The following is a 23,543-nucleotide window of genomic DNA, read 5'->3' on the forward strand; positions in this document are numbered from 1 at the left end:
GCCGACGCCCATCAGGAACACGGCGTCGTAGCCCTCGTCGGCGACCTTGTCGGCGAGCGCGGTCATCTTCTTGCCGGTCTCGTAGAGCGCCTTGCCGTCCTCGAGATAGCCCTCCTGGTCGAAATGCATGATCTCGATCTTCTCGGTTTCCTTCATTTGTCTCTCCTTTCTGGGGTTGTTTCCACATCCCCCATGCCAACGGGCATCAAAACCCGCTTACATTCCGTAACACTCGGCCGCTTTGGCCTTAAGCGCATTGACTGACTCTTCGTAGCCCTCTGCCTTGACCTCCATTTGCTTGGAGACAGCATCGAGATACGGGTGCACGTCCCATGACTTCAGACGCTCGGCGATTATGGCCGCAATCGTCTGGAAGAACACAAGATTGGGAATTGCGCTGAGCAGCGGAGCCACCTGAGGCACCGCAACCTCGTGAGCCCTACCCTTGGGATGGGCCGTGAGCAGCACCGTTTTTGTCGTAACGTTCGATAGCGCATCAGCGATATTCGCAAGACGCTCCGACCCCTGCGGATCGTCGACGATAAACACCAGATAGCCCGGAACAATCTGCATCTCGGGACCGTGGACGAACTCCTCGCCTTCGTGATGCATGGCAGGAATCTTGATGGTCTCGCTCAGCTTGAGGGCCGCCTCTTCGGCAACGCCATAGTTGGGGCCGTTGCCGACGACCATGGCGGGCGTGTGCTCAGAAAGCTCGAGCATATGGTCTTGGACATATGCCTCGGCGGTCTTGCACATCACGGCATTGGCCTGGATGGCCTCGCGCAGGTCGTCAAGACGCTGGGCAACGCCCTTGGCGTCAATCGTTCCACGCGCCTGACCGCCGTAAATACCAAAGAGCACCAGGTACTCAACGAGCACCTCGACGCCCAGAGTCACAAAGTCCACCGACTCGACGCCCACACCGTAGTCAAGAACGATGTCAGTGTGCTCCTTGATGGGCGCCTCGACGTTTGCCGTGAGCGCAACTGCAGCCATATCGTGTGCGCGCATGTAATCGAGCGCCGCAATCGTATTGGTCGAATAGCCACTCTGCGAAACGGCAATGTTGAGCGCACGCTGCGGATAGGTGTGTTCAAAATCGACGAAGGCCTCGGGCGTCACAACGGACACCTGCATTTGCAGGGCATCTTGCAGGTAATCGCGGGCGCAATCGGCGGCATGGCGCGACGAACCCGAAGCAACGATGCGCAGCGCGTCAAAAGAACCGGACTGGAAAATATCAACGAGCTGCGCTACCAGCTCAGACGAACGCTCGAGGTTTTCCCCCATACGCACATGGGCAAGCTGAACGTAATCGAGCATCTTCATCGTCTCACCTCGTAACAAATCATTAGTATTTGATACCAATCACAGTTACAGGTTACGGCTTTTTGATACCTCTTTGTCGATTAATTTATCCCCATCGGCGAACGGTCGATTTTGAGCCCTGTAAGGTTGTATATACAGCTGACCCAACGATCAAAACTGGTTAGTTTCCCAGCCGTTATTCACAAAATACCAGCTAGTACGTATAGGTGTAGCCGCCCGTATCGCCACGATTGAAGGACTTTACATACTCGATAGCCTGACCGCTCGCGTCATAGCTCACGCATTCCAAAAGCAAAACAAGATCGCCCTGTTCCAGTCCAAGGAGGCCGGCATCTCGTGCGCCCAGCGCTTCGATATCGAGCTTTTCCTGTGCCATGACTGGCTTTCGGCCCAGCATCTCATAGGTCTCGTACAAACTGAAGACCGACACGTCAATATCTTCGATGGTTGGGAACAGCAGGCAGGGAATCAGCGCCGTCTCAATCGATACGGGGCTACCGTTTATGCAGTTCAGGCGTCGAACGGAATAGAGCAGGTCGTCCTCGGCGATGCCAAACAGGTCGGCGTAATATGGCCCCGCATAACGCTTGGAACGCGCGAGAATACGGACGGACGGCTCGCCGCCCGAAGCACGGACCGATTCACGGAAACCGACCGTGCGTTCAAAAAAAGCAGGTACTTTCTGCGCCACAAAGGCACCTTTTCCCCGAACACGGCGAATCTGCCCGCGCCGAACCAGCTCATCGACAGCGCTTCGGATGGTCAAGCGTGTCGTACCAAATTCCTCGGCGAGGTCTTTTTCGGACGGAATCATGGAACCCGTGGGATATATACCGCGCTCGATACGTTCCTCGATGCGGCGTCGAATGCGCATATAAACCGGGGTGGCATCTACTGTTTCAGCCATTGTTCACCTGCCACGCTCCTCATGCCGTTCTCTTCGCCGTTATCGGCAAAGCGGAACTTTGTGGGCAAAATCACCGATTTGCAATGCTCCACAAAACGCATGTCCTTATCAAATTCGATCGAGCTCTCATAGAACACCGGCGTTCCCTCTTCTTGCTGGAGCAGCTCGGCCTCTTCGACGTTCAAACGCGAGATGGAGATATGCTCACGTCCATGCTCAACACGCACGCCACCTTCTTTGAGCAAGACATCGTAAAGGCTCTCGCACTCAAAATCGTGCTCGGTAAGCGATGGGCACAGGGACAGGTTAACGTGAGCCGTCTCGATTGACGCCGGCTCGCCCTCAATTAGTCGAACGCGCTGCATGCGTAGCAAAGGAGCGCCTACAGACACCCCAAGCCTGTCGGCAAGCGCCTCATCCGCCTCGATGGTCCCGGTGGAAACCAGACGAGAAGAGGGGTGCAGGCCGGCAGTCCGCACAGCATCGGAAAAGTTATACGTTTCCTGGAAGATGTTCAGCGGCTTGGGAGGACACACATACGTACCCGATCCGCGTCGGCTCTCGAGCGTTCCACACGAGATGAGCCGCGTGATACCGGCGCGCAACGCCGTACGCGAAACGCCAATCTCTTCGCACAGCACGCGCTCGGCCGGTAGGCGATCACCGCCGGCAAGCTGATGGTGCTGGATATACCAAAGAATTCCCTCAACAGCACGATCTTTGGGGGGAATTGCATAAGATTCGCCTGCCATTGCACAGACTCCTCATTCAGAAACGTATGCCGCCAAAATTAGGCCAGCCCTCCCATGGCATCAAATTCGGCCTTGATCTTCTCGGCAACATTCCGATACGACTTATATAGACTTGAATCGCGTTTAACTTCGTCGGTCATAACGGGAATCTCTAATTTGGAAACCTCGTCTTTTCCCGTCTGAACCGCCACAACAACGCCCATACCAAGACACATATTACGCTTGGCAGCATTTATTTTCGCCGCCTTGGCGGGATTTACCAGGATACGCTGGGCAAATTCCTGTTTTGAGGCCACTTCCTCGGCCTCCGGATCGCCCGCCTCGGCTACTTCGCACTGCAACACGTCCGCATAGTCAAAAATCTTCGGCTCGCCGCCGCGCTGATGCACGGCCCACTTGCGACGCGTGGCATCCTGGTAGATAGCCGGCAAAAACGTAAACCGCGGCGGGTCCAAAATCGTATCCGTGATGGTAAACACATCGGGATCAAAGGCATCCTGCGGGTTTTTCTTCTTGAACAGCCCCATATCAGCCTCCCGTACTAGCATTAAACAACTCAAGCCGAATATAGCACCAATTTCAAGCCGCTGCCTTACCCTATCGGTGCGCGGCGTCTATGGCTCGCCCAGCGGAAGAGTTTACGGACGAGGGCCGGGGTGCCTGCTTTGTTTTGAGAGGTGGGCTTCGCGAACTTCTCAAAACAAAGCAGGCACCCCGGCCCCGCCGGCAAATAGCGGACACTCCGCATGCAATCTATGCAAACAAACAAGTGCGCTTAACTATATTCGGTAAGGTCAAGCACACTGCCCTTCACGATAAGCGCCGGCTCCAGAACGACCTCTTCGGCACGCTTACCGCCCCTACCGGCAAGACGCTTGGACATGCAGGCAAAAGCATGCTCCGCAAGGACACCGGGATCCTGCTCAATCGCGGTCAGCGCTGGCTCAAAGAGAACGTCGGCGGCCGAGTTGTCATAGCTTACGACCGAGATATCGCCCGGGATGCTCTTCCCCATCTCGTGCAAACGCTTGAGCAAACCGAGGGCAATGTTGTCCGAGCTTGCGAACACGGCAGTGGCGTCGGTTGCGAGCACCGCCTCCGAGGCCTCGTAGGCGCTCGGAATGTAGTACTCGCTCTCAAACTCCAGGCGCGCGTCGATGGGCAGTCCCACCTCGCGCAGTGCGCGCTCATAGCCGGCAAGTCGCTTGCGGCCCGTATTGGAGCGACGCGCGTTAACCAGACAGGCGATGCGGCGATGACCCTGCTCAATCAGATACCGCGTGGCCATGTAGCCGCCCATCTCATGGTCGAACATCACCTTGTCGCACTCGAGCCCCTCAATGGCACGGTCGACCATCACGGCAGGGATAGGCAGATGGCTGACCTCTTCGCGCAGGGCACGGTCGTCCGAGAACTCGTCGCCTACCACCAGGAAGACACCATCGACGCCGCGCGTCACCAGCTGGCGCAGCAGTTCCAAATCGTCATCGGCGCTTCCACCCGAGCTGGTAATAAAGAGCGCGTAACCGTCCTCGCGGCAGCGCTTTTCCAAGCTGCCGGCAAGCGAGGCAAAAAAGCGGCTCTCGATATTGGGAACGATAAGGCCCAGTGTGCGCGACTCGCGCATGACCAGGCTGCGCGCGATCTGGTTAGGAACATAGTGGTTACGCGCCGCGACCTCCTTGATGCGCTTGCGGTTTTCTTCCGAGATGCGACAGGGCCGATTATTGAGAACAAGCGAGACCGACGAAGGGGAAAGCCCCACCTCCTGGGCGATCTGCTTGAGGGTGACTTTGTTGGCCATCTCGCTCCTTCCGGGTTTACGCGCAATCTCTTGAAAGTATAGCGACTGCCCATCTACCTCGGTGATAAACACTTTACCAATCCGGTGGACGGCTGTTTTATCGCCGCCAGCGCACCAAATCCGTCCAGGTGGGGTATATTGCAATCGATTGATGACAACAACCACCAAAAGGCGGATATTCGCATGCACGAGAACGACTTTTTTAACGAGGACCTGCTCTGCGCGCTCGCTGGCGTTGCCGGCGAGGACAACGTACTCATGAGCGAGCCCATGCGCGAGCACACCACGTTTAAGATTGGAGGCCCGGCCGACGTCTTTGTCACGCCCGACACCGAGCAGGGCCTCGTCGCCACGCTCGATACCTGCTATCGCTGCGATCTACCACTCACCATCGTGGGCAACGGCTCCGACTTGCTCGTTGGCGACAAGGGCATCCGTGGTGTCGTCGTGGCGCTGGGCGAAGGCCTCTCCGACATCACCGTCGATGGCACACACGTCACGGCGGCAGCCGGCGCCTTGCTTTCCGATGTCGCCGCGGCAGCAGCCGAGGCCGACCTCACCGGCATGGAGCCCATCTCGGGTATCCCTGGATCGGTCGGCGGCGCCTGCTACATGAACGCCGGTGCCTACGGTGCCTGCATGGCCGATGTGCTGGAATCTGTACGCGTCTACAAGCCCGCTCGCATGCTCGACGACGGCACCCGCGGCAGTGGCAATATCATCGAGTTCGATGTCGACGAGCTCAACCTGGGTTATCGCAAGAGCCGCATCGCCGACGACGGCTTCATCGTGCTTTCGGCCACCTTCAATCTCGCCCCGGGCAACGCCGCGATGATCAAGGCCGACATGGACGACTATCGCCAGCGCCGCGAGGACAAACAGCCACTCGACATGCCGAGCGCCGGCTCCACCTTCAAGCGCCCCGAAGGTCACTTTGCCGGCAAGCTCATCATGGACGCCGGTCTGCGCGGCCACGCCGTCGGCGGTGCCCAGGTGAGCGAAAAACACTGCGGCTTCATCGTCAACGCCAACCACGCCACCGCAGCCGACGTCGACGAACTCATCCGCCACATCCAAGCAACCGTCAAAGAGCAGTTCGATGTAGACCTAGAACCCGAAGTCCACCGAGTCGGCGAATTTTTATAAAAAGAAGGCCCCGAAAGGGGCCTTCACTTTCTTTGATTCAGATAAACCAGTCCGGTGTGTCGCGCCCCGAACCCGAGAGGGCCGGGACAGTCCGAGAGGCATAAGGTTGATCGCGAGTTCCGCACGAGCCGGAGAGCACTTAATGTGCTCTCCGCGCGAGCAGGACTGTCCGAGCAGGCAACCTTATGCCTCTCGGACTGTCCCGGCCCAACTTATCGTTACGACAGCGCAATACCGCCAAGCCAGCCCCAACGCACGCCAGAGCCAGTGCCGTAGAACCCAATGAACGAGTCAAGCGACCTCGACGTGATGGCGCCCTCGTTACTCATAACGATGCCGCCGCCAACGTAGATACCCACATGACCGTAGATAAGGCCCGGAGCACCCGTGCCGCTGTGCGAGGAATCGGCCACGATCATGCCCACCTGCAGCGCCGAGCGGTCGGAGCTATAGCACCAGGCGTTGAACATGTCGCAGGCGTTGCCGCCAAAGTAGCCAACGCCGGCGTTACGGAAGACATTGGTAACCCACGCCGCGCACCAGTTCTGACCCGGCGAAGGCGTGGAGTAGCACGCGTTGACGACAGCCTGCTGCTTGCCCGAGCCGGCATTCTGCTGCGGAGTTCCGGGCGCGTACGATCCACCACCCGAGCTCGAACCACCCGAGTAGGAATTGTTCTTGTTCGCGGCAGCCGCGGCAGCGGCAGCCTTCCTAGCGGCCTCCTCAGCCTGGGCGGCAGCGAGGATCTCGGAATCGCGCTGAGCCATGAGCTCCTTGACGTCGTCGGAAAGACCGTTCAGCACGGTCTGGACTTCTTGCTGCTTGGCCTGCATGTCCTGCATCTGGGCAGTCTGCTGGTCCTTGAGCTTCTCTAAGTCGGCCTTCTGCGACTCGAGCTCGGTCTTTTGCGCATCGAGCTCTTCCTGGATGGTCTGAATGTCCTCGATGGCGTCGCGGTCGCTCTTGTTGATCTTCTCAACGTAATGCGCGTTGGCGACGAGTTCCTCAAACGAGCCAGAGGCCAGCAGCAGCGACAGGATGTTCGTGCCGCCGGACTTGTAGCTGGCGGCCACGCGATCGGAAAGGTCGTTGCGCTTCTTCTTGAGCTCGGCCTTCTTTTCATCGATCTGGGCCTGCGTGTCGTCAATCTTGCCCTGGACATTCTCGATGTCGTTGAGGGTCTGGGCATTCTTGTTGGCCAGCGCCGCATACTCATTTGCGATGCTGTCGAGCTGGGCCTGAACCTCGTCGAGCTGGGCCTGGGCGGCATTCAGTTTATCGGTGGTTTCTTTGGAAGCCTCCGCCGCATGGGCGCGAGCGGGCAGGCCAAAAAGAACTGCCGCAGAAGCGGCGCCGAACAGGGCCTTGAGGGCAGTGCGGCGCGAGAGCTCCTGGGAAAGGATGGAATCGCTGTTTGGTGACATATGTACTCCGTTACATGCTTATTTATATGTCGCTCAACTCATACATATTAGCGTACATATGGCGCGTCCCAACGATTTCCACGAACGGCAGGAAACTGCAAGGTCAGCGGCTCGTAAGCAAATGCCAAAGATCAGGTTATGCGTACGCAAGCTCTTCTATGAGTACGTTAGCACAATCCTCTGCTTTTCCTACAGCGCACGATTTGGGCGTCCCTGCCTGCGCTATACTCCCCTGAAGAAGTGTTCCTGATTCGATAGGAGACTACATGTCCAAAGCACTCGACCCCAAAGACACCTGTGTCCTCGTTACCGGTGGCGCCGGCTTTATCGGCTCGCACACCGTCGTTCAGCTGCTCGAGGGTGGCTACCAGGTCGTCATCGTCGATGATCTCTCCAACTCCAGCGCCGTCGCCGTCGACCGCGTCAAGACCATCGTGGGCGACGAGGCCGCCAAGAACCTCACCTTCTACGAGGCCAACGTGCTCGACCGCGATGCGATGAACAAGATCTTCGATACCCATCAGATCGACCGCGTCATCCACTTTGCCGGCTTTAAGGCCGTCGGCGAGTCGGTGAGCAAGCCCGTCGAGTACTACCACAACAACATCGAGAACACCCTGGTGCTCATCGACGTCATGCGCAACCATGGCTGCAAGTCCATCATCTTCTCGAGCTCCTCGACCGTCTACGGCGACCCGGACAACCCGCCCGTCACCGAGGAGGATCCTAAGAAGCCCGCGACCAACCCCTATGGTTGGACCAAGTGGATGATCGAGCAGATCCTTATGGACGTCCACACCGCCGACCCCGAGTGGGACGTCGTGTTACTCCGTTATTTCAATCCCATCGGCGCCCATCCGTCGGGCCTGATCGGCGAGGATCCCAAGGGCATCCCCAACAACCTGGTGCCCTATGTCGCCCAGGTCGCCGTGGGCAAGCTCGAGGCCGTTCAGGTCTTTGGCAACGACTACCCCACCCCCGACGGCACCGGCGTGCGCGATTACATCCACGTGTGCGATCTGGCATCTGGTCACGTGGCCGCCCTTAACTGGATGAACGGCAAGACCGGCGTCGAGATCTTTAACTTGGGCACCGGCACCGGCACCTCGGTACTCGAGGTCGTCGCCGCCTTCTCCAAGGCTTGTGGCAAGGAGCTGCCCTACGTGATCCGCGAGCGCCGCGCCGGCGACATCGCTGCCAACTGGTGCGATGCCTCCAAGGCCGAGCGCATGATGGGCTGGAAGGCCCAGTACGACATCGCGGACATGTGCCGCGATAGCTGGAACTGGCAGAGCCACAACCCCAACGGCTTCGCCGACGCCGAGTAGCAAAACCTACATACCGCTCTTGCCCCGATCTCACGTTGTGAGGTCGGGGCTTTTTCATGGCATGTAACCATTCGCCGAAAATCGACCAACTTTTTTATCTTGCCTGTACATGTTTAAACAACATGTTTTACAATAGGCGTATCGAATCAGAACATCGGAGGCGGACTGCACACCCATCGGCAGGCCGACCCCACAACAAGAAGGTTGGTGAGCGCATTCATGGAGCGTGCAAGCGGCGTCCTCATGCCCGTCTCATCTCTGCCCGGACCATACGGAATCGGCGGCTTTGGCTGGAATGCCTACGACTTCGTCGATTTTCTCGCCTCGTGCAAACAACATTACTGGCAGATTCTGCCCCTTACGACGACCAGCTATGGCGATTCGCCCTATCAGTCGTTCTCGGCCCGCGCAGGCAACCCCAACTTTATCGACTTTGCCGAGCTTATCGAGGCAGGGTATCTGGAGCAGCGCGATATCGATGGCGTGTATCTGGGATCCGACCCCAGCAATGTCGACTACGGTGCTATCTCTGGCGGCCGCCGTCAGATTCTCGACCGCGCCGCTGAGCGCTTTGCTGCCGACAAGCCGGCCGATTTCGATGACTTTATCCAGGCCAACGAGGACTGGCTCATCCCCTACTGTGAGTTCATGACCGTCAAAGAGGAGTGCGGTCTCAAGGCGTTTTGGGAGTGGCCCGCGGAGCTCCGCACCCGCGGCGAGGCTTCCGCCAAGGTCTGCGCCGACCATCCGGCGCGTATGCTCTACCACCAGATGACGCAGTACTTCTTCGATCGCCAGTGGAGCCGCCTCAAGGCCTATGCCAACGAGCGCGACATTCTCATCATCGGCGACCTGCCCATCTATGTCTCGCGTGACTCCGTCGAGATGTGGGCGACGCCTGAGCTCTTTAAGATCGACACCGCCGGCAATCCCGTGAGCGTCGCCGGCACGCCGCCCGACCAGTTCTCGGCCACCGGCCAGTACTGGGGCAACCCCATCTACGACTGGGACGCCATGGAGTCCGACGGCTTCTCTTGGTGGGAGGGCCGCATTCGCGCCGCCCTCGACATGTACGACGTCATCCGCCTGGATCACTTCCGCGGCTTCGAGGCCTATTGGGAGGTGCCGTTCTCCTCTCCCGATTCGTCCTACGGTTCGTGGACGCAGGGTCCCGGCCTCAAGTTCTTCAAGACGCTCGAGGAAAAGCTCGGCACGCTGCCCATCATCGCCGAGGACTTGGGCTTCCTCACCCCCGGCGTCATCGACATGCGCGACAACTCGGGCTTCCCCGGCATGAAGATCCTGCAGTTTGCCTTTGAGGGTACCAACTCGTACTACCTGCCGCATAACTACATCGCCAACACCGTCGCCTATGTGGGCACCCACGACAACGAGACGGCGCGCGGTTGGTTTGAGGGAACGGCCACCCCGCGTCAGCGCGAGCAGGCAGCCCTGTACACCCATCAGCAGGCCGGCGAACCCATGGCAGATGCACTCAATCGCACCATCGCCGCCAGCGTGAGTGACACGTGCATCTACACCATGCAAGACCTGCTCAACTTGGGCAACGAGGCGCGCATCAACACCCCTGCAACGCTGGGCGGCAACTGGACCTGGCGCATGCTCGACGGCGCCATCACCCGCGAGCTCGAGCACAAACTCACCGACTGGACCGAGACCTACTTCCGCATCCCGTCGGAAGCCGAAATCGAGCTTCCTCAATAGGAGCTACCGCGCCCGACCCCTCCCCACCGTGCGGACGCGCTTGCTTTTCCCGCGCGAGGCCACCCCAATCCCCTCGCGCGGGCTTCTTATGAATTGCAGACATGAAACAACCCATCACAGGAGAAAACATGCCCCAAATTAACCTCATGGAACTCGCCGAGCAGTCTTTTGGCACCTCGCTCGAGCAGCTCGACGACCGTCGCATTTACAAGCTGCTGGTCAAACTCGTGCAGGAGCGCTCCGCCGCCTGCCCGCTCAACAACGGCAAGAAAAAGCTCTATTACATTTCCGCCGAATTTTTGATCGGCAAGCTGCTCATCAACAACATGATCGACCTTGGCATCTACGACGAGGTTAAGGACCAGCTCACCGCCGCAGGCCACGACCTCAACAAGATCGAGGAGTTCGAGGTCGAGCCGTCGCTCGGCAACGGCGGCCTGGGCCGCCTGGCCGCGTGCTTCCTGGATTCCATCGCCACGCTGGGCTTGACCGGCGATGGCGTGGGCCTCAACTATCACTACGGTCTGTTCCGTCAGCGCTTTGTCGACAACCAGCAGAAGGCCGTCCCCGACGAGTGGCTCGGTGAGCAGGACATCCTAGTCGACGATGACCGCTCCTACACCGTCGAGTTCGGCGATTTTGCCGTTACCTCCAAGCTCGTCAACATCGATGTGCCCGGTTACGGCCAGCCCACCAAGAACCGCCTGCGCCTGTTCGACCTGGCGAGCGTCGACGACGGCCTGGTCCCCGGCAGCTCCATCGACTTCGACAAGACCGAGATCGCCAAGAACCTCACCTTGTTCCTCTACCCCGACGATTCCGACGAGCAGGGCCGCCTACTTCGCATCTACCAGGAATACTTCATGGTAAGCAACGCCGCCCAGCTCCTGATCGACGAGGCCATCGAGCGCGGCAGCAACCTGCACGATCTGGCCGACTACGCCGTGGTCCAGATTAACGACACGCACCCCACCATGGTCATCCCCGAGCTCATTCGCTTGCTCACCACCGAGCATGGCATCGAGTTTGACGAGGCCGTGACCATCGTACGCTCCATGGTCGCCTACACTAACCACACGATCCTTGCCGAGGCGCTCGAGAAGTGGCCGATCACCAGCCTGCAGAAGGTCTCCCCTGCCATCGCCGACATTATCGTCAAGCTCGACGAGGTTGCCAAGGCCGAGCACGATGACCCGCGCGTCGCCATCATCGACGAGCACGACACCGTCCACATGGCCCACATGGACATCCACTTTGGCTTCTCCATCAACGGCGTAGCCGCCCTCCACACCAAGATCCTGGAGGACACCGAGCTTCATCCGTTCTACGAGATCTATCCCAAGAAGTTCTCCAACAAGACCAACGGCATCACCTTCCGCCGCTGGATCCATGGGGCCAACCCCGCGCTCGCCAGCCTGCTCGACGATGTGATCGGCACCGACTGGCGCAGCACCGGCGATCTGAGCAAACTCGCCAAGTTCGCCGACGACAAGGACGTTCTTGAGCGCCTGGCCGCCACCAAGGTCGAAGCCAAGGCCATCATGCGCCAGTTCATGGCGCTCGAGCAGGGCGTGACCATTCCCTCCAACGCCATCATCGACGTCCAGGTCAAGCGCATCCACGAGTACAAGCGTCAGCAGATGCTCGCGCTCTACATCATCTGGAAGTACCTCGATATCAAGAACGGCAACAGACCTAAGCACCCCGTCACCATCATCTTTGGCGGCAAGGCGGCGCCTGCCTACACTATCGCGCAGGACATCATCCATCTGATCTTGACGCTGTCGCAGTGGATTGCAAACGACCCCGACGTGGCTCCCTACCTGCAGGTCGTCATGATCGAGAACTACAACGTCACCGCCGCCGAGCGCGTGATCCCCGCCGCTGATATCTCCGAGCAGATCAGCCTGGCCTCCAAGGAGGCGAGCGGCACCTCCAACATGAAGTTCATGCTCAACGGCGCCCTAACCCTGTGCACGCTCGACGGTGCCAACGTGGAGATTGCCGAGCTCGTGGGCGACGAGAACATCTATACCTTTGGTGCCTCGTCCAAACAGGTCGAGCAGCTCTACGCCGACGGCGCCTATGACGCCGGTGCGCTCTACCGCAAGCCCGGCATTAAACTGCTGGTGGACTTCATCACCAACCCCGCCTTTATGGCGACCGGCAACGCCGAGCGCCTGCAGCGCCTGCACGACGACATTAAGGGCAAGGACTGGTTTATGGCCCTGCTCGACATTGAGGAGTACATCCAAACCAAGGAGCGCGTGCTGGCCGACTACGAGGACCAGGACGCCTGGATGCGCAAGGCGCTCATCAATATCGCCAACGCCGGCACCTTCTCGTCCGACCGCACCATCTCCCAGTACAACGACGAGATCTGGCACCTGAACTAATTTCACTTCCCTTACCCATCCTCTTGAGAAACGGAGCCGTGGCAACACGGCTCCGTTTTTTGTGCCCGCACGTTATCCTGTGACCCGACTCGACCGAAGAATCTCGATCTGTAACAGCTACTCGGTAAAAACGGCCCCAGCTGTTACAGATTGAGACATACCGGCCCCTCCCCTTGGGTTTATCTCAATCTGTAACATCTAGCAGCTGAAATTCACCTTTGGTGTTACAGATTTAGATGAAATGGTTAGCTCAGCGGAACCGTCTCGATCTGTAACATCTAACGTCCGAAATCAGCCTCACCCGTTACAGATCGAGACAAGCGACCGGCCAGACAACCCCAACACAAAGAAAGGCTCCCCTCTCGCCCAGTGGACGGGAGGGGAGCCTTATATGTGACCGCGGCAAAAGGATGGCAATACCGCAGCCGCCCAAAGGGAGGGCCTGGATGCACCGGGCCTAGATAAGGTTCTTGCCAGAGACCTTATCGAAGAGGTGGGTCGCGTTCTTCTCGAACTTGAACCAGATGGTGTCGCCAGCCTTGAGCGCGCCCTTGGCCTCGAGGTCGACGACGGGGATAATCAGGACAAACTGGCCGTCGGGAGCGGTCACGTGGACATGCTCGGTCGAGCCCATGAGCTCGGTCACCTCGACGGTACCCTGGAGCGCGCCCTCCTCGCCCTTGCCGGCAAGCAGGATCTGCTCGGGACGCACGCCGGCCGTAATCTCCTTCACGTCGCCGCCGTCCCAGTTGAGGGCAAGTTGAGCGCAAGTCTCGGGGGCGAGTGCCACGTTCATATCCTCGGTCTTGACGGTAAAGCCGTTGCCCGAGCGCACCAGCTGGGCATCGAAGAAGTTCATCTGCGGCACGCCGATGAAGCCGGCGACGAAGATGTTCGCGGGATGGTTGAAGACCTCCTGCGGCGTGGCGATCTGCTGGACGACGCCGTCCTTCATGACCACGATACGGTCGCCAAGGGTCATGGCCTCGGTCTGGTCGTGAGTAACATAAATGAACGTGCCCTTGATCTCGTGGCGCAGCTTAATGAGCTCGGCACGCATCTGGTTACGAAGCTTGGCGTCCAGGTTGGACAGCGGCTCGTCCATCAGGAAGACCTTGGGGTCACGCACGATGGCGCGGCCGATAGCGACACGCTGGCGCTGGCCGCCGGAGAGCGCCTTGGGCTTACGGTCGAGGTACTCGGTAATGCCCAGAATCTCGGCAGCAGAGCGAACCTTGCGGTCGATCTCGTCCTTGGGAACCTTCTTGAGCTCGAGCGTAAATGCCATGTTCTCGTACACCGTCATATTGGGGTACAGAGCGTAGCTCTGGAACACCATGGCGATGTCGCGGTCCTTGGGCGCCACGTCGTTGACACGCTTGCCGTCGATGAGCACATCGCCCGAGGTAATGTCCTCCAGGCCGGCGACCATGCGCATCGTCGTGGACTTACCGCAGCCAGAGGGGCCAACGAGGACGACGAACTCCTGGTCGTGAACGGTGAGGTTGAAGTCCTCTACAGCGAGCACACCGTCCTCGGTAACCTTGAGGTTGTGCTTCTTCTCCTCGGTCTTCTTCTTTTTGCCAAAGAAGCCCTTCTTTTTTGACTCGTTGTTGGGATACACCTTCTGAACATGTTTGAGAACAATCTCGGCCATGTCTCTACCTTTCGATATGCGGCGCCGCGCTGAGGGGCGCCGCAGAAACTTGCAAAACAGTTACGGCATTAGCCCTTGACGGCACCTGCCACCACGCCGTCGATGATGTACTTCTGACAGAGGATGTACATGATAACGATGGGGATAACGACCATCATGATGCAGGCCATCATGGGGCCGAGCTCGACGTGGCCGTAGCCGCCGCGGAAGTACTGAATCAAGATAGGAATGGTCTTGTACTTGGTGGAGTCGAGCGTAAGGTAGGGCAGCAGATAGTCGTTCCAGACCCACATGGTCTCGAGGATGCCGACCGAAAGATAGGTGGGCTTCATGATGGGAAGGACGATCTTAAAGAACACCTGGACCGGGTTGCAGCCATCAATCATGGCCGCCTCCTCGATCTCGAGCGGGATGTTCTTTACAAAACCGGCGAACATAAAGACCGCCAGGCCCGCGCCAAAGCCCAGATAGATAAAGCAGATGTTGAACGGCGTGTTAAAGCCGATGCGGTCCGCCAAATTGGACAGCGTGAACATGAGCATCTGGAACGGCACGACCATCGAGAACACAAACAGGTAATAGAAGAAGTTCGAGATCTTGTTGTTGACACGAACCACGTACCAAGCGCACATGGAGCAGCACACCAAGATCAGCACGACCGACGTGACCGTGATGATGAGCGAGCACATAAATGCCGAGGCAAAGCCCTGCTCGTTAAGAGCGTGCAAGTAGTTTGCGAGGCCGTTGAACGTCTCGGGCGTGAGCAGATCGAATGCCGTGGTGGTGCTGATTGCGGTCGCTTTCTTAAAAGAATTAAGCGCAATCATGAACACGGGGTAGATCCACGCGAGCGACAGGATCGTAAAGAAAATCGAGAGCGCGCGGTTGATAACCTTATCGCGTTTCATTACTGCTGCACCTCCTTGGACCTCGTGGCCTTAAGCTGGATCATGGAGATGGCCACGACCAGGATGCAGAAGATAACCGCCTTGGCCTGACCAATGCCCTGCCATGCGATACCGGCACGCGAATAGAACGTGTTGTAGATGTTCAGGGCGAGCATCTCGGTGGAGTGCGCGGGGGCGCCGCCGGTAAGGGCGAGGTTCTGGTCGAACAGCTTAAAGCCGTTGGTGATGGACAGGAACAGGCAGATGGTGATGGTCGGCATCAGGTTAGGGATCTTAACCTTCCAAAACGTCTGCCATGCCGTAGCGCCGTCGACCTTGGCGGCCTCGATGTAGTCGGACGGAATGGACTGCAGACCAGCGATGTAGATGATCATCATGTAGCCGACCTGCTGCCACAGGGTCAGGATGATAAGGCCCCAGAAGCCAGCAGCAGAGTTAAGAGCGATGAGCTGGGCGCCCACGTTGGAGAGCAGGCAGTTGATCAGAATCTGCCAAATGTAGCCCAGCACGATGCCGCCGATCAGGTTAGGCATAAAGAAGATCGTACGGAAGATGTTGGTGCCCTTGAGCGCTTTGCGGGTGAGCGCCTGCGCAATGGCGAGGGCGATCACGTTGATGAGCACCGTCGACAGGAAGGCAAACGCCACGGTAAAGAAGAACGACGTGGCAAACTGCGGATCGGACAGTGCGCGCACGTAGTTCTCAATACCGACAAAATGCGCGTTGTTAATGGTAATAAACTGGCAGAACGAGAGATAGAAGCCCTGGATAAAGGGAATCACGAACCCGATCATAAACGCCAGGCACGTGGGCAGCATAAAGAGCGGCCACCAGCGCTTGAGTGCTTTGCCCATAGAAGGGTCCTTTCAATATGCAGGGGGCGGGCAAACCAACGTCTGCCCGCCCCCTGTCGCTAATCAGATAGCTTGGGCAGCAACTACTTACTCGGAAGCAGCCTTCTCGGTCTTCCAGCCATCGACGAAGGCGTTCTTGACGCCGTCCCACTTGCTGTTATCGGCAGCGTAAGCAATCAGAGCCTGCTTGAGGTTCTTCTTCCACTCCTCGGAGGGAATGTAGACGAAGTCCCAAGCGACGGTCTTCTTGCCGTCCTTGGCCATGGCAACGGCCTGCTGCGAGAAGACGTTGGTGGTCTCCTTGGCGCTCTTGAACGGAGCGGTCAGACCCATCTTGTCGGCGATGATGCTGGTCGGGGTGTCAGCGGTGACGCACCAATACATGAAGTCCTCGGTGGCCTTCTGGGCATCCTCGGAAGCCTGGGAACTGACGCACCAGTAGTTCTCGCCGCCGGAGCACAGGCCCTGGTTCTCCTCGCCGTCAACACCGATGTAGATCGGCATCATGCCAATCTGATCGTCGGTCATGCCGGCCTTGACGAGGTCAGAGTAGGCCCAAGAGCCGTTCTGGTAGAAGACGGCCTTGCCGGTTGCGAACTCGTTGGTGGCGTCGTCGCCGGTCTTGGAGGCAAGCTGCGAAGGATCGCAGGTGGAGTCGGTGATGTACAGGTCGAAAATCTGCTTGAAGTTGTCGAGATACTCGCCCTTGATCTCGTCGTCCTCCTGGTTGTGCTCCTTCTCGAACTCGTAGTAGAGCGGGAGGTTGGCGAGGTGGGTGGTGTAGCGCCAGCTGGAGGAGTCATCCATGCCAGCAGAAGTGAAGGCACCCTCAATGCCAAGCTCGTCCTTGCGGGCTTGGATGTCGTCGGCACAAGCCTTCAGCTTGTCGAAGGAGTTGATGTCCTCGGCCTTGTAGCCAGCCTTCTCGAGCAGCTGCTTGTTGTAGATGATGCCGTAGCTCTCCTGGACCCAGTCGATACCCAGATCCTTGCCATCGGACTGCAGAGCCAGGGAGTCGTCAATGAGCTCACCGCGGAGCTTGGTATCGGACAGGTCGGCGCAGTAATCCTTCCAGTTCTTAAGACCGGTGGGGCCGTTGACCTGGAACAGGGTCGGAGCGGAGCTCTTGGACATCTCGGACTTAAGCTTCTCCTCGTAGGTGTTGGAAGCGGCGGTCACGATCTTGACCTCGACGCCCTTCTCCTTCTTATAGGCCTTGGCGATCTCCTTCCACTCCTTGTCGACCTCGGGCTTGAATTGGAGGAAGTAGACCTCGGCAGCGTCACCAGAAGCAGAGGAGCCGGAGCCGGCAGAACCACCGCAACCCACGAGGCCCAGACCAAGAACTGCAGCCGCGGAACCAGCAAAGCCCAGGAACTGCCTTCTGCTCATTTCGTTCTTCATTACAATCCACCCTTTCACACCGTGGCGGCACCCTTTGCCGCCGCCTTCGGAGATTGGCTCGGGGACTTTGCCCCTTTTGCTGATTTGAACGATACACTATTTGGCTAGTTGTTTGAACAAGTATTACTAGAGCGGTAGAAAAACTTCGGTGAACGGTAATTTCAACTTGATACTTGACAAGTTTTGTATAAACAATTATTTGTTATCGAATGCAGAGAAAACGCCCGGTCAAGCCGATGTACCGTCGGTTTGACCGGGCGTTTTCTCTTTGAGGCCATGAGTCTCGTCAGGCTGCGAGCTAGCCGGCTATCGCTTGGAATTGACGCGGTAATGGAAGATCTCGGGGTGTGTGCGAGTGTGCGTCACCTCAAACAAGATGCCATCCGAGGTGTACGACTGACTCTCCATGACGGCAACGCAGTTGTATTTGCCGAGGTCAAGATAGCTGCAGTCCTCATCGTTGGCGAGCTCGACACTCACCGTACGACGGCTCGCCATCACTTTGACACCGCGCTTGTGCTCCAGATAGCCGTAAATAGAATCTGCCGCGATCTCGGGAGTCAGGCCCTTGGCGATCGACGCCAAAAAATAGCCATGGTCCACTTGGCGCGCGTTGCCGTTGAGGCTTCGGACACGCACTACGCGAATCAACTCCTCGCCCACCTTAAAGCCCAGGTGACGAGAGAGCTGCTCGGTGCAAACCAGATGTTCGAAAGACTTAACGTCCGTCGATGCAACGGCATTGTTGCGCTTTGCAAACTCGCCAAACGACTCAACCTCTTCGAGTGCGCCCAACATGTCGGTTTCGCCCTTAAGCCAAATAACGCGCACGCCCTTGCCGTGTATGGGCTGCACAAACATCCCGTCGGCCAGCATACCCAAGGCGCGACGGACGGTATTGCGAGTGCATCCGAACTCCGCGGTCAGCTCGGCTTCGGTTGGCAGCATCTCCTGAAACGCATAGGTCCCATTAATGATGCGCGAGCGTATTTCTCGGTAGATTCCTTCGTATATCGCTTTTGGCATTGTTTCACCTCTACATTATTCATTTCCGGCTAGGCACGATAGCATTTCTTAAAGTTGTTTAAACCGAATATCGGTAAAGCGACAGGATTTAACCGTTGACGGTTTCTGTCATGCCCAAATCGGTTTCGCTCAAAACTGCCGGTACGACAATCGTCTGGTCCTCTACAATGAATCCATTGTTTAAACGTTTCCCCACGCGCAACGCGCCTCGATATTCGGAAGGCAGAACATGCTGCAAAAAATCCAACGCTTTGGCGGGGCAATGTTCGCGCCCGCCATGCTGTTTTCTATATCAGGCCTCATGGTCGGCGTCTCCGCTCTCGCAACGACTGCGGACATCGTCGGCGATCTCGCCGTATACGGAACCCCTTGGTACGTTTTTTGGACCATCATCCAGCGCGGCTCGTGGACGGTCTTTAAACGCCTCCCGCTCCTTTTTGCCGTAGCGCTGCCCATCGGCCTTGCCCAAAAACAACCGGCTCGTTGCTGTCTCGAGGCTCTCGTCGCCTATTTTGCCTACTGCTTCTTTTTGAGCGAGATCATTAAGCTGAGCGGAGACAACCTTGGACTTGAGTACCCGTCATCTTTGACCTCCGCCAGCGGTATCACCGTCATCGACGGCATCAAGACGCTCGACACCGGCATTATCGGCCCGCTGGCGGTATCGGCAACCGTCGTTGCCATCCATGACCGCTTCTACGATGCCAAAATTCCCGATTGGCTCGGCACCTTCTCGGGCTCCTCGCTGGTCTACCTCATCAGCTTTTTTGCCGTGTTTGCCCTTGCTGCTATCTCGGCCGCCATCGTGCCCTACGTATACGATGTAACCGATACGCTGCGTCACGCGCTTGCAGGCGTCGGTCCCTTTGGCGTGGGCATCTTTGTCTTTTTAGAACGAGCACTCGAGCCCTTTGGCCTGCACCACCTGCTCTACATGCCGATCTACTACGACAACCTGGTCATTAACGACGGCATCTACGCCACGTGGAGCAGTTTGCTCCCCATCCTCTCCCATAGCACGCGCCCCCTTAATGAGCTTGCGCCGTGGGCCGGTTTTACCGCCACCGGCTGGGTCAAGCTCTTTGGCCTTCCTGCCATCGCAGCTGCGTTCTACTCCACCGCAAAACCCGAGCGCCGCGCCGGCCTCAGGGTCATCCTTGTTCCCGCCATCATCGCCTCGGTGGTTTGCGGCGTTACCGAGCCACTCGAGTTTCTCTTTATGTTCACCCACCCCGGGCTCTTTTTGCTCTACGCCGTCTTATCGTCTTGCCTTGCCACAACCATGAATCTCTTTGGCATCGTCGGCATCTTCTCGGGCGGCCTCATGGAGATGGCAGCCTTCAACTTTATTCCGCTCATGCGCACGCATGCCGGTGCCTATCTTTTGGCGCTCGGTATCGGCCTTGCCTTTAGCCTCATCTTTTTTGTTAGTTTTCGAGCACTCATCTTGGTCTATGACCTTAAGACGCCGGGCCGCGAGGATCATGTTGCCAATCGCGCGGCAATCGATTGTTTAACGGGAAGCGACTTTGCCAAAGAGCAATCCCCCAATGACGAGGTCGAGAGTCGATCCGATCAAGATCACGTCCTCGCTGAGCGGGTAATTCAGCTTTTAGGTGGCGTTGGCAATATCGTGGGCGCAACCAACTGCGCCACGCGCCTGCGCGTCGAGGTCGCAGACCCTTCCATCGTTGCAGATAACACATCGTTTGTCGCGGTGGGCGCCAAGGGCCTCATCATTACGGGCAAGACCGCCCAGGTGGTCATCGGCATCTCCGTTCCCCGCGTTAAAGAGCATTTTGACCAGATCATGGGCCTCGAGCCGGGATTTGTGCCCACCACCTCGGCCTCCCCTGCCGCCAGCGCAGCCCATAAGCGCGGCGATATCTGCTTCTTCGATATCGACGGAACGCTCGCTTGGCAAGACCCCAGGCTCGCCCAAGACCTTCCCGAAGACGAGCGGGACCTCTCCCCCTATCCCAACGAGGCGGTTTCGCAGGCAATCCGCGAGTTTGTCGCCAACGGCAACATGGCCTTTATCTGCACGGGACGCACCCTGAGCTGCATCCACCCCAAACTTCTTGAGCTGCCCTGGACCGGCATCGTCTGTCTTGCGGGCGGTTACGCCGAGATCAACGGACACACAATTCGCGATCTGTCGATGACGCCCAGTATGCTGCAGCGTCTTGCCCCCTACCTTGAGCAATCGGGCGAGGTCATCCGCTTTGAGGGCCTCAACGGCGTCGTGCGCATGAGTGCCGATGCCCCCGATGCTCCCGGATACGCGCGCACCCTGGGCGACGCAGTCACGCAGCTGCAACATTACAGTGTCTACAAGATCTTGATGTCTACATCGCTCGCCAACCACATCGCTCAAGATAAGGCACTTGAGCCGCTGCTGTGCTTTAACGAGCTCGAACTCGAGGTAACCGAAATCTCGCCCCGCGAATGCACGAAGCGCGGGGGCATCCAGTCTGTACTCGACGCCCTCGATCCCCACCACGGAACCGTATATGGCATCGGCGACGCCAGCAATGACGTCTCGCTGATGAACGCCGTCGATGTCGGTATCGCCATGGGCAATGCGCCAGACTATCTCAAGGATAAGGCCGATTACGTGACCGACACCGTCGATCACGACGGTGTCGTTGCGGCGCTCGAGCATTTTAGGCTGATTTAGGCGCGCTCCATCAAACGCACGCCCGTTGTCCTAAATCGCCAAAACTGCCGCGCCAAACGCCCTGATGTGGCAATATGTTGTCTGCATATTGCACCAATGCAACCTCAGAAAGAATGCGAGAACCCGTGTCCAGTCCGTTTACCAGCTTTTTAGCCCAGCACTTTGACCAGATTAACGACTATCTGGCCACGTTCTTTGACGGACAGGCGACCTCTGCCGATATCGAGCGCTACCTGTACGCGCCGCTCTCGGCTTTTACGGCCAACGCCGGCAAGCGCCACCGCCCGCTTATCTGCATGCTCGCCGCAACCGCAGTGGGCGGTAGCTTTGAGAGCGCCCGCAGCGCCGCGGCAGCCATCGAGCATTTCCAGTCGGGCGCGCTGATCCACGACGACATCGCCGACAACGGACAGCTTCGTCGAGGCAAGCCCTGCATGCACCTTACCGAGGGCACGGGGCTTGCCATCAATTGTGGCGATCTAGCGCTCACCATGGTCACCAAGACGGTTCTCGACGACCCCACGCTGGAGTCCGACGTGAAGCTGCGCGTGCTCCACGAGCTAACCGAGATGATCGTCCGCACCATCGAGGGTCAAGCGCTCGACCTGGGTTGGGTCCGTGACGGGCGCTTTGATATCTCGGTTGATGACTACCTGGACATGGCGACGCACAAGACCGCGTTTTACAGCGGAGCCACGCCGCTTGCCGCCGGAGCCATTATCGGCGGCGGCAGCGATGAGCAAATCGAAGCGCTGCGCGCCTTTGGCCTGCACACGGGCCTTGCCTTTCAGATTCAGGACGACCTGCTAAACCTTGTCGGCGCTAAGGAAGCCGCCAACAAGGACTTCCGCACCGACATCACCGAGGGCAAGCGCACGCTTGTCGCCGTACACGCCCTCTCTGATGAGCGCCACCACGACGAGGTCGAGGCGATTCTTTCCTCGGGCACCGATGATCCCGCGCAGCTCGCACGCGCCGTGGAGATCTTCCAGGAGACTGGCTCCATCGATTACGCCCACACTTACGCGCTCGACCTGACCGCTAAGGCCAAAGCGGCCATCGAGAACGTTGAGCTTGATCCGCACGCACGCGAGCTGTTCCTCTCCATGGCAGATTTCTTTGTGGAGCGCCTTAACTAACGGGGGTTATAAAATCTGTCAGCAGCGTATTTAGGCACAACTTGCTACACTGTTGAGTGCATGTTTATGCATCCCTTTGCGTTGTCTATCCGACAGACGCTCAAATAGTACGAATGGTACGCCGAAAGGGGTTCGTTCATGGAACCTATTACAACGGGCATGCAAGGAGCAGCCGTCGAGGACGTGCAGTCTCGTCTCCTGCAGCTCGGCTACACGATTGATGCCGCCGAAGTCACCGACAAGTACTTTGGAGCCACCACTGAGCAGGCCGTCAGCACCTTCAGGCTCGACAGCGGCCTTGCTGCCGGTCATGCCGTCGATATCCCCTGTTGGAGCGCCCTTGTAGACGCTTCGTATAAGCTGGGCGACCGCACCCTCTATCTGCGCATGCCCAATTTCCATGGCGCCGATGTGCAGGCCCTGCAGCGCGCTCTCAACGTTTTGGGCTTTGCCTGTGGCGAAGACGACGGCTACTTTGGTCCGCATACCGAGGCCGCCCTGCAGCAGTTCCAGGAAAATGTCGGCCTGTTTGCCGACGGCATGGCCTTCCAGGACACCTACGCCTACATCAACCGCCTGCACCATGTGTGGGAGGGCAAGCCCTCGGTCACCGAAGCCGAGTCCCGCATCGGTTTTGCTCGCGCCGCCAACGTGCTCGAGCGCTTTCAGATTGCCGTTATCGGCGAGGACCCCATCGCACGCAGTGTTGCGTCGCGTATGTGGAATATCGCCACGGCAACGACCGACAACAGCGGCATGATGCTCTGCGACTCCGAGGTCCCAACCGACGTTGACCTGGTGCTCGAGATCGCAAGCGACGAGCTGCCCGCCGACGCCGCACCGCGCGCCACGATTGCCCTCGCCGAGTGCCACAACCTGGCCCAGCGCATCCGCACTGCCAATGTCGCCGCACAGCAGAAGCCGGCACGCATTCGCATTGAGCTCACGGGCATGACGCGCTACAACGGCACCTTCACGGCCAGCGACGCGCAGACACTCGCCGTACGCCTGCTCGATGGCGTTTGCGATGCCCTCGCAGATTAGGTAAACTAAACGAGTTG

At 58.3% G+C, this 23,543-nt stretch carries 18 protein-coding genes; 7 read left to right on the forward strand and 11 right to left on the reverse strand.

Features of this window, described 5'->3' with window-relative positions; all coding sequences use genetic code 11:
* Positions 1 to 216 precede the first annotated feature (216 nt).
* From ABHU32_RS08380 to ABHU32_RS08400, 5 genes are all read right to left on the reverse strand, one after another.
* Positions 217 to 1,332: an SIS domain-containing protein gene (locus ABHU32_RS08380; RefSeq protein WP_346979624.1), complete on the reverse strand. Its 1,116-nt coding sequence runs from the start codon at positions 1,330 to 1,332 to the stop codon at positions 217 to 219.
* A gap of 193 nt (positions 1,333 to 1,525) precedes the next feature.
* Entirely contained in the window at positions 1,526 to 2,239 is a 714-nt protein-coding gene (locus tag ABHU32_RS08385) for a GntR family transcriptional regulator (protein ID WP_250787564.1), read from the reverse strand.
* Positions 2,224 to 2,991 carry a GntR family transcriptional regulator gene (locus ABHU32_RS08390; RefSeq protein ID WP_346979625.1) on the reverse strand — a complete coding sequence of 256 codons (768 nt, stop codon included), beginning with the start codon at positions 2,989 to 2,991 and terminating at the stop codon, positions 2,224 to 2,226. Before ABHU32_RS08390 ends, ABHU32_RS08385 begins: the two co-directional genes overlap by 16 nt.
* 38 nt (positions 2,992 to 3,029) lie before the next feature.
* Entirely contained in the window at positions 3,030 to 3,518 is a 489-nt protein-coding gene (locus ABHU32_RS08395; RefSeq protein ID WP_148346648.1) for a hypothetical protein, read from the reverse strand.
* Positions 3,519 to 3,766: 248 nt separating this feature from the next.
* On the reverse strand, positions 3,767 to 4,795 hold the full coding sequence (locus ABHU32_RS08400; RefSeq protein WP_346979626.1) for a LacI family DNA-binding transcriptional regulator: 1,029 nt from the start codon (positions 4,793 to 4,795) through the stop codon (positions 3,767 to 3,769).
* A 183-nt stretch (positions 4,796 to 4,978) separates the two neighbouring features.
* Between ABHU32_RS08400 and murB the strand changes: the two genes are divergently transcribed.
* The gene (gene murB, locus ABHU32_RS08405; RefSeq protein WP_346979627.1) at positions 4,979 to 5,941 is read left to right on the forward strand and encodes a UDP-N-acetylmuramate dehydrogenase; all 963 of its coding nucleotides are present in this window, start codon (positions 4,979 to 4,981) and stop codon (positions 5,939 to 5,941) included.
* 218 nt (positions 5,942 to 6,159) lie between these two features.
* Here murB and ABHU32_RS08410 read toward each other — a convergent pair whose 3' ends face one another.
* Positions 6,160 to 7,365, reverse strand: coding sequence for a coiled-coil domain-containing protein (locus ABHU32_RS08410; protein ID WP_346979628.1), 1,206 nt, complete (start codon positions 7,363 to 7,365; stop codon positions 6,160 to 6,162).
* 266 nt (positions 7,366 to 7,631) lie between these two features.
* Here ABHU32_RS08410 and galE point away from each other — a divergent pair, with 266 nt between their 5' ends.
* The 3 genes from galE to ABHU32_RS08425 all read left to right on the forward strand — a co-directional run bounded on the left by galE (position 7,632) and on the right by ABHU32_RS08425 (position 12,814).
* Positions 7,632 to 8,693 carry a UDP-glucose 4-epimerase GalE gene (gene galE / locus ABHU32_RS08415; protein WP_006235870.1) on the forward strand — a complete coding sequence of 354 codons (1,062 nt, stop codon included), beginning with the start codon at positions 7,632 to 7,634 and terminating at the stop codon, positions 8,691 to 8,693.
* A gap of 219 nt (positions 8,694 to 8,912) precedes the next feature.
* Positions 8,913 to 10,418, forward strand: a complete 1,506-nt coding sequence (gene malQ, locus ABHU32_RS08420) for a 4-alpha-glucanotransferase (RefSeq protein WP_346979629.1) — start codon at positions 8,913 to 8,915, stop codon at positions 10,416 to 10,418.
* A 128-nt stretch (positions 10,419 to 10,546) separates the two neighbouring features.
* The gene (locus ABHU32_RS08425) at positions 10,547 to 12,814 is read left to right on the forward strand and encodes a glycogen/starch/alpha-glucan phosphorylase (RefSeq protein ID WP_346979630.1); all 2,268 of its coding nucleotides are present in this window, start codon (positions 10,547 to 10,549) and stop codon (positions 12,812 to 12,814) included.
* Positions 12,815 to 13,271: 457 nt separating this feature from the next.
* Here the strand turns inward: ABHU32_RS08425 and ABHU32_RS08430 are convergent, their stop codons facing one another.
* The 5 genes from ABHU32_RS08430 to ABHU32_RS08450 form a co-directional block, all read right to left on the reverse strand.
* Complete coding sequence (locus ABHU32_RS08430; protein WP_346979631.1) at positions 13,272 to 14,471, reverse strand: ABC transporter ATP-binding protein; 1,200 nt, start codon at positions 14,469 to 14,471, stop codon at positions 13,272 to 13,274.
* 68 nt (positions 14,472 to 14,539) lie between these two features.
* Positions 14,540 to 15,379, reverse strand: coding sequence for a carbohydrate ABC transporter permease (locus ABHU32_RS08435; RefSeq protein WP_195521845.1), 840 nt, complete (start codon positions 15,377 to 15,379; stop codon positions 14,540 to 14,542).
* Complete coding sequence (locus tag ABHU32_RS08440) at positions 15,379 to 16,233, reverse strand: carbohydrate ABC transporter permease (protein WP_117759387.1); 855 nt, start codon at positions 16,231 to 16,233, stop codon at positions 15,379 to 15,381. The genes ABHU32_RS08435 and ABHU32_RS08440 overlap by 1 nt, the downstream gene beginning before the upstream one ends.
* Positions 16,234 to 16,320: 87 nt before the next feature.
* On the reverse strand, positions 16,321 to 17,637 hold the full coding sequence (locus ABHU32_RS08445; protein WP_346979632.1) for an ABC transporter substrate-binding protein: 1,317 nt from the start codon (positions 17,635 to 17,637) through the stop codon (positions 16,321 to 16,323).
* 306 nt (positions 17,638 to 17,943) lie between these two features.
* Entirely contained in the window at positions 17,944 to 18,663 is a 720-nt protein-coding gene (locus ABHU32_RS08450; protein WP_035137765.1) for a GntR family transcriptional regulator, read from the reverse strand.
* A 229-nt stretch (positions 18,664 to 18,892) separates the two neighbouring features.
* On the opposite strand from ABHU32_RS08450, the gene ABHU32_RS08455 reads away from it, so the two are divergent.
* The 3 genes from ABHU32_RS08455 (at position 18,893) to ABHU32_RS08465 (ending at position 23,526) form a co-directional block, all read left to right on the forward strand.
* Positions 18,893 to 21,343, forward strand: coding sequence for a PTS transporter subunit EIIC (locus tag ABHU32_RS08455; protein ID WP_346979633.1), 2,451 nt, complete (start codon positions 18,893 to 18,895; stop codon positions 21,341 to 21,343).
* A gap of 125 nt (positions 21,344 to 21,468) precedes the next feature.
* Positions 21,469 to 22,482 carry a polyprenyl synthetase family protein gene (locus tag ABHU32_RS08460; protein ID WP_346979634.1) on the forward strand — a complete coding sequence of 338 codons (1,014 nt, stop codon included), beginning with the start codon at positions 21,469 to 21,471 and terminating at the stop codon, positions 22,480 to 22,482.
* Positions 22,483 to 22,620: 138 nt separating this feature from the next.
* The gene (locus ABHU32_RS08465; protein ID WP_022094145.1) at positions 22,621 to 23,526 is read left to right on the forward strand and encodes a peptidoglycan-binding domain-containing protein; all 906 of its coding nucleotides are present in this window, start codon (positions 22,621 to 22,623) and stop codon (positions 23,524 to 23,526) included.
* Positions 23,527 to 23,543 lie beyond the last annotated feature (17 nt).

Origin of the sequence: Collinsella aerofaciens (assembly GCF_039758965.1) — a bacterium.
Taxonomy (GTDB): domain Bacteria; phylum Actinomycetota; class Coriobacteriia; order Coriobacteriales; family Coriobacteriaceae; genus Collinsella; species Collinsella aerofaciens_BR.

Excerpts from the sequence above, each read along its gene's own strand:
- ABHU32_RS08385 (WP_250787564.1), bottom strand. The coding sequence starts at position 2,239 with ATGGCTGAAACAGTAGATGCCACCCCGGTTTATATGCGCATTCGACGC.
- ABHU32_RS08465 (WP_022094145.1), top strand. The coding sequence starts at position 22,621 with ATGGAACCTATTACAACGGGCATGCAAGGAGCAGCCGTCGAGGACGTG.
- ABHU32_RS08395 (WP_148346648.1), bottom strand. The coding sequence starts at position 3,518 with ATGGGGCTGTTCAAGAAGAAAAACCCGCAGGATGCCTTTGATCCCGAT.
- ABHU32_RS08400 (WP_346979626.1), bottom strand. The coding sequence starts at position 4,795 with ATGGCCAACAAAGTCACCCTCAAGCAGATCGCCCAGGAGGTGGGGCTT.
- malQ (WP_346979629.1), top strand. The coding sequence starts at position 8,913 with ATGGAGCGTGCAAGCGGCGTCCTCATGCCCGTCTCATCTCTGCCCGGA.
- ABHU32_RS08455 (WP_346979633.1), top strand. The coding sequence starts at position 18,893 with ATGCTGCAAAAAATCCAACGCTTTGGCGGGGCAATGTTCGCGCCCGCC.
- ABHU32_RS08430 (WP_346979631.1), bottom strand. The coding sequence starts at position 14,471 with ATGGCCGAGATTGTTCTCAAACATGTTCAGAAGGTGTATCCCAACAAC.
- ABHU32_RS08425 (WP_346979630.1), top strand. The coding sequence starts at position 10,547 with ATGCCCCAAATTAACCTCATGGAACTCGCCGAGCAGTCTTTTGGCACC.
- ABHU32_RS08390 (WP_346979625.1), bottom strand. The coding sequence starts at position 2,991 with ATGGCAGGCGAATCTTATGCAATTCCCCCCAAAGATCGTGCTGTTGAG.
- ABHU32_RS08380 (WP_346979624.1), bottom strand. The coding sequence starts at position 1,332 with ATGAAGATGCTCGATTACGTTCAGCTTGCCCATGTGCGTATGGGGGAA.
- ABHU32_RS08435 (WP_195521845.1), bottom strand. The coding sequence starts at position 15,379 with ATGAAACGCGATAAGGTTATCAACCGCGCGCTCTCGATTTTCTTTACG.
- ABHU32_RS08450 (WP_035137765.1), bottom strand. The coding sequence starts at position 18,663 with ATGCCAAAAGCGATATACGAAGGAATCTACCGAGAAATACGCTCGCGC.
- ABHU32_RS08440 (WP_117759387.1), bottom strand. The coding sequence starts at position 16,233 with ATGGGCAAAGCACTCAAGCGCTGGTGGCCGCTCTTTATGCTGCCCACG.
- murB (WP_346979627.1), top strand. The coding sequence starts at position 4,979 with ATGCACGAGAACGACTTTTTTAACGAGGACCTGCTCTGCGCGCTCGCT.
- ABHU32_RS08410 (WP_346979628.1), bottom strand. The coding sequence starts at position 7,365 with ATGTCACCAAACAGCGATTCCATCCTTTCCCAGGAGCTCTCGCGCCGC.
- galE (WP_006235870.1), top strand. The coding sequence starts at position 7,632 with ATGTCCAAAGCACTCGACCCCAAAGACACCTGTGTCCTCGTTACCGGT.
- ABHU32_RS08445 (WP_346979632.1), bottom strand. The coding sequence starts at position 17,637 with ATGAAGAACGAAATGAGCAGAAGGCAGTTCCTGGGCTTTGCTGGTTCC.